This is a genomic window from Saccharicrinis sp. 156 (assembly GCF_050589685.1).
Classification (GTDB): domain Bacteria; phylum Bacteroidota; class Bacteroidia; order Bacteroidales; family Marinilabiliaceae; genus Saccharicrinis.
Map to the genome: position 1 here is coordinate 1 of NZ_JBNGOS010000038.1, position 5028 is coordinate 5028.

General features: G+C 39.2%; 5 protein-coding genes. 3 read left to right on the forward strand and 2 right to left on the reverse strand.

The annotated features are described in order from the left end of the window. Positions 1–204, forward strand: a 204-nt coding sequence (locus ACRD64_RS20130) for a hypothetical protein (RefSeq protein WP_430935406.1), incomplete at its 5' end; no start/stop codon positions are given. 182 nt (positions 205–386) lie between these two features. On the opposite strand, the gene ACRD64_RS20135 is transcribed toward ACRD64_RS20130, so the two are convergent. After that, positions 387–1610, reverse strand: coding sequence for a 3-phosphoshikimate 1-carboxyvinyltransferase (locus tag ACRD64_RS20135; RefSeq protein WP_430935408.1), 1224 nt, complete (start codon positions 1608–1610; stop codon positions 387–389). Positions 1611–1806: 196 nt separating this feature from the next. Further along, complete coding sequence (aroB, locus tag ACRD64_RS20140; RefSeq protein WP_430935410.1) at positions 1807–2874, reverse strand: 3-dehydroquinate synthase; 1068 nt, start codon at positions 2872–2874, stop codon at positions 1807–1809. A gap of 209 nt (positions 2875–3083) precedes the next feature. On the opposite strand from aroB, the gene ACRD64_RS20145 reads away from it, so the two are divergent. Both ACRD64_RS20145 and dprA read left to right on the forward strand, forming a co-directional pair. Beyond that, positions 3084–3527, forward strand: coding sequence for a hypothetical protein (locus ACRD64_RS20145; RefSeq protein ID WP_430935412.1), 444 nt, complete (start codon positions 3084–3086; stop codon positions 3525–3527). A 180-nt stretch (positions 3528–3707) separates the two neighbouring features. Then, positions 3708–4814: a DNA-processing protein DprA gene (gene dprA, locus ACRD64_RS20150; RefSeq protein ID WP_430935414.1), complete on the forward strand. Its 1107-nt coding sequence runs from the start codon at positions 3708–3710 to the stop codon at positions 4812–4814. Positions 4815–5028 lie beyond the last annotated feature (214 nt).

Consider the following 5028-nt stretch of genomic DNA (forward strand, 5'->3'; position numbering starts at 1 on the left):
CTCGTTTCAGTAATGCCTTGTTTTATTGTACTTGCAATGCTCATGACGAACCTCCAATACATAATCCGGGTTAAACCGGCAAATCAGGAACAGGAGATGGTTCGTTATCTAGGTATTCTTGTATGCCTTGTTTGGTTCAATCAGGAGTATTTTTTCTCTGGAAACTTTTGTATCCATGCAAGCGTATTTGAGAATGTTATATAACAATGGGCGGTTATACCAGTGAAAGTTTTGGATTCGCTGTACTGAAATATACGAAAATTTCCTTTTTTTATATGGTAAAAATGAGGTATGCGCGGCAAGGGTTTTGTCTAGATTCATTATGAAAAAGGCGGAAACAAATAAATGTCTCCGCCTTTGTATTCATTGTTATGTTGTCGATATTTTTATTCTTCCGTTTTAAACCCAAATTCGCTTAAGTGCTCCCAATATTTAGGATACGATTTAGAAACTACGGCCGGATCGTCGATATCCATATTTCCAATTGTTGATGCAGCAGGGGCAAAGGCCATCGCCATTCGGTGGTCTTTATAAGTAGCAATACAAGGCGTTTGCTCTTTCTCACATGTTGTGCCATCCCAAACCAAATCGTCTACTTGATTCGAGGTCAGCACAAATCCCATCTTTTTTAGTTCGTCTATCAGTGCGTTAATTCTATCGGTTTCCTTAATTTTTAAAGTTTGCAACCCGGTAAACTTAAATGGTATATCCAGGCAGCAGCAAGTAACGGCAAAGGTTTGTGCCAGATCGGGTTGTTCGATAAAGTTATAATTAAACCTTTTAACTGTTTCGCCCGTATTTTTCAGTATCAACCCTTTTTGTGAGAATTTATGGCTAACGCCCAGTTGATTGAAGAGTTCTGCAACTTTCGAGTCTCCTTGTTCGCTGTACTTTTTAACACCTTGCAGGATTAGTTCACAACCGGGTGTTAAGGCAGCTATTTCGAACCAGTATGAAGCAGCACTCCAATCAGCCTCTACCGTAAAATCTGTGGGTTGGTAATTGCCGGCTGGAACAGATATCACATTTCCTTTCCAATCGCTCTTAACCCCAAACGTTTCCATCATCTTTAAAGTAAGCGTGATGTACGGTCTGGATATAATTTCACCTGTCAAGGTCAGTTTGAGGCCGTTTTTCATGGTTGGACCAATCATCAATAACGCCGAAATGTATTGGCTACTCACATCGCCAGGTAGTTCAAGTTCTCCGCCTTCCATGGAACTGCCAAAAATACGCAATGGTGGATATCCTTCCTTTTCTATATACTCTATTTTTGCACCTAGCTTATTTAAAGCTTCAACTAAAATCTTAATAGGGCGTTGCTTCATACGTTCCGATCCCGTAATGGTCCATTCGCCTACAATCTTGGATAAAAATGCCGTTAAAAATCGCATGGTCGTTCCGGCTGCCCCAACGTCAAAATTATTGCTGTCCGACTGCAAAGCTTTTAACATGAGTTGGGTATCGTCACTGTCGGAAAGGTTTTTTATTGGCTTGGCACTATATGCCAAAGCGTTTAGTATAAGCGCTCGGTTACTAATGCTTTTTGAGGTAGGCAGTGCTACTTTATAGGGTGCAACTTCTTTTGGTGCGGTAACTGTATATTGCATTTTTAATTAAATATGGAGTGAAACTATCCCGAATTAAAATTAATAAAAGGTATCGGGATTTCACCTTGTTTAATATCCCACCACATATCATTGGTTTTTGGCGGGAGGAGATAAGAGACGTTGTGATTCTGCTTTAGTACCAATATGTGGCATTGCTGTCACGTCTATCTTATATGTACGATCAAAATATTAATAATTAAATGTTCAGATAAAACTCCAGTGCCTCAAAAATTTCTTCCTTGGTGCAGGTCTGGTTTATTTTTATCTGACCGATATCTTCCAAGAGGGTGAAATTAATTTGGTTTTTCTCGTTTTTCTTATCGTGGGTCATTAAATAATACAGATATTCAAAATCATTTTCGCCAAACGAAAATTTACCATAAATTGAAGTCAATATCTGATTTATTTCCTCTAGTTTAGTCAAGGGAAAGCCGCAGATCTTATGGCCAAGATATAGTTCGGCAATCATGCCGTAGGCAACCGCATATCCATGTAATATAGGGGTGCCCTCCTTCATGGCAAAGCTTTCGAATGCGTGCCCGATAGTGTGTCCAAAGTTCAGCGATTTTCTGACGTTTTTTTCGGTAGGATCAGCCTTTACAAAGTGCTCTTTTATATGTATTGAATTAACAACAAGAGGCTTTAAAGCCTCTATATCGGTGTTTTGTATATTGAAGCTTTTTAGTTCGTTCCAGGTATCTTTGGAATAGATGAGGGCATGTTTTATCATTTCGGCAAACCCCGAGCATATATTTTCCTGATCCTGCGTTTTTATAAAGTCGTTGCACACCAGTACCGAAGCGGCATGTTTAAATACCCCAATCTCGTTTTTAAAACTATGAAAGTTGATGCCTGTCTTTCCTCCCACACTGGCATCTACCTGACTAAGTAGGGTAGTTGGTATGTTAATAAAATCGATTCCTCTTTTAAAAGTGGCTGCGGCAAACCCACCCAAATCGCACGGCATTCCGCCAGCCAGGTTAATAAGCATCGACTTTCTGTCGGCACCGTGCGTGCTTAAAAAATGCCAAACATTTGAAATCGTTTCCACATTTTTGTTGTGGTCACCCTGCTCAATAACGAGCATGTTGTCTTCGTCGATCTCGGGCAACCCCTTTATTTTAGGATAGCAATGTTTATGTGATCCGGTATCCATTAACAGGAAAACTTTGCCTCGCCTGTATTTATCAATTAGTGCTGAAAGATCTTTCCTTAAATCGTCGGCTCCGTACACCTTCGATTCGCTCTCTTCAATTACCTGCATTAATTTTATTGTTTGCGTTGAATTTTAAGTCGTCAAAAATAATTAAAAAAGGATGGCGCAGCGCAAAATTATTACTTAAAATGTGACTTTTTAAGCCTGCGAGGTTTTTATACACGGAAATAGTTGGTCGATAAACTGTTTTTGCAGCTAAAAGGCGTTTTGTGTTTTGCGCATTTTTATTTTAATTTACTAAAAAATGTACAGACAAGATGAATAATAGAAAGACAGCCGGCAGTTTCCAATTGATATTTACATTCGGGATCATCATTTTTGCAGCTTTGTTTGTATGTTCGTTAACTATTGATGTTTTAATGCATATTTGGTTACAGTGGACCAGTGGGTTTATTGCGGCCCTTATCGTTTACTTTTTTGTGTATGGTGGTTACTATTATTTTGAGATTGACAAAGTAGACGACCATTTTGAAGTCAGATTCTATAATTCTTTTCCTTTTGGCAGGGATTTTAAAATGTTCCGGGTGCCTATAACCGCATTTATTAAATATGAAATCAATGGGAATAAGTTTTATAGAAAGAAACTGCTGTTGTATCAAATGTCATCCAGCCAGTTGGCTAAGTACCCTCCCATCTATATAACTGCGTTTTCGAGCAAGGATTTGAACGATCTTAAAAAATTCTTTGCTTCCATCAAGTAAAAACCGCCGACGACCCGAATTGGGGGCTTTAGTCATGTTTTTCGACTGACAGGTCGGGTTTTTCCATAATGTGGATATAATGTTTAAAAATTAAAGTTATTGTTGGCATTTGCCCATTAATTCAATAGGCTTAATCGTTGTTAATTCTATATTTTTACCGGATTAAATGATGCCTTGATATTGGAGAATCAGTTAAAATATAAAATTGCCATTAGCTTGGTGAAGGGTTTGGGGCCAAAACTAATTAGGAATGTTGTGGCCTATTTGGGTGATGTAGAAGCTGTTTTTAAAGAAAAGGAGAAGGTATTGGTAAAAATTCCGGGAATCGGAACGAAGCAAGCTTCGTTGATTGCGAATTCATCACCGCTGGAAAGGGCAGAGCAAGAAATCGAATTTCTTGTAAAGAAAAACATTGAAGCCTGTTTTTTCCTGGACGATCGTTTTCCCTCGCGACTTAATAATTGTGACGATGGTCCAGTGATGATTTATAAGTTAGGGGCGCATTCTTTGAGCGGAAAAAAGCTTTTATCGGTTGTTGGAACAAGAAAGGTTACGGAAGAGGGAAAGCAAAACTGCAGAAACCTGATTCGTGATTTATCTAAAAACAATCCCCATGTAACTATTGTAAGCGGTTTGGCCTATGGAGTGGATATTTGTGCGCACCGTGCGGCTCTGGAATTTGGATTGCCTACCATTGCCGTTTTGGCGCATGGGCTCGACCGTATTTACCCGAACATGCATAGGGGTGTGGCAAAGGATTTATTGGATCAAGGTGCTTTGGTGACCGAATTTATGAGTGAGACGAATCCTGATAAACCAAACTTCGTAAAGCGAAACAGGATTGTGGCGGGCCTAACGGATGCTACCTTGGTGGTGGAATCAGCAGTAAAAGGAGGGGCGTTGATAACCGCTCATCTGGCACAATCATATAACCGGGATGTGCTGGCCATACCCGGAAGGGTGGACGATGAATTTAGTAAGGGATGTAATAAATTGATAAAGACAAATGTGGCAGCATTGGTGGAGAGTGCCGAAGATTTGGTGTATGCATTAAATTGGGAACCGGAAAAAAACAAGACGGGAGAAAGACAGCTAAGCATGTTCGACGAGCCTTCCGGTGAGTTTGGTGTAATCTATCGATTGATTCGTCAAGAAAAAGAGGCATCTGTTAATTTTCTGAGCATAACGACAGGAATACCTATAGCCAAGGTTTCATCCATGCTGTTGCAACTGGAATTTGACGGTTTGTTAAAAAGTTTACCGGGAAATAGATATAGATGTTTGTAGGGGGGATCGCGAACAAGAAAATTCTCTGAAAAAGCGTATGATCAAAATTAACTATTAGTAAGTGAAGTACAAACGAGTACCTTATTGCATGATTTTGACTTAACAAAATTTGCATAGTTTCTCGTTTTTAACCAAACCTTTTTTTAACTAAAGACGTAGAAAAGTCTAGGTTTGATTTTTTAATTGAACCATTGGGGACTAAAACTATATGTAC

Coding starts and splice junctions, on each gene's coding strand:
- aroB (WP_430935410.1), bottom strand. CDS start 2,874: ATGCAGGTAATTGAAGAGAGCGAATCGAAGGTGTACGGAGCCGACGAT.
- ACRD64_RS20145 (WP_430935412.1), top strand. CDS start 3,084: ATGAATAATAGAAAGACAGCCGGCAGTTTCCAATTGATATTTACATTC.
- ACRD64_RS20135 (WP_430935408.1), bottom strand. CDS start 1,610: ATGCAATATACAGTTACCGCACCAAAAGAAGTTGCACCCTATAAAGTA.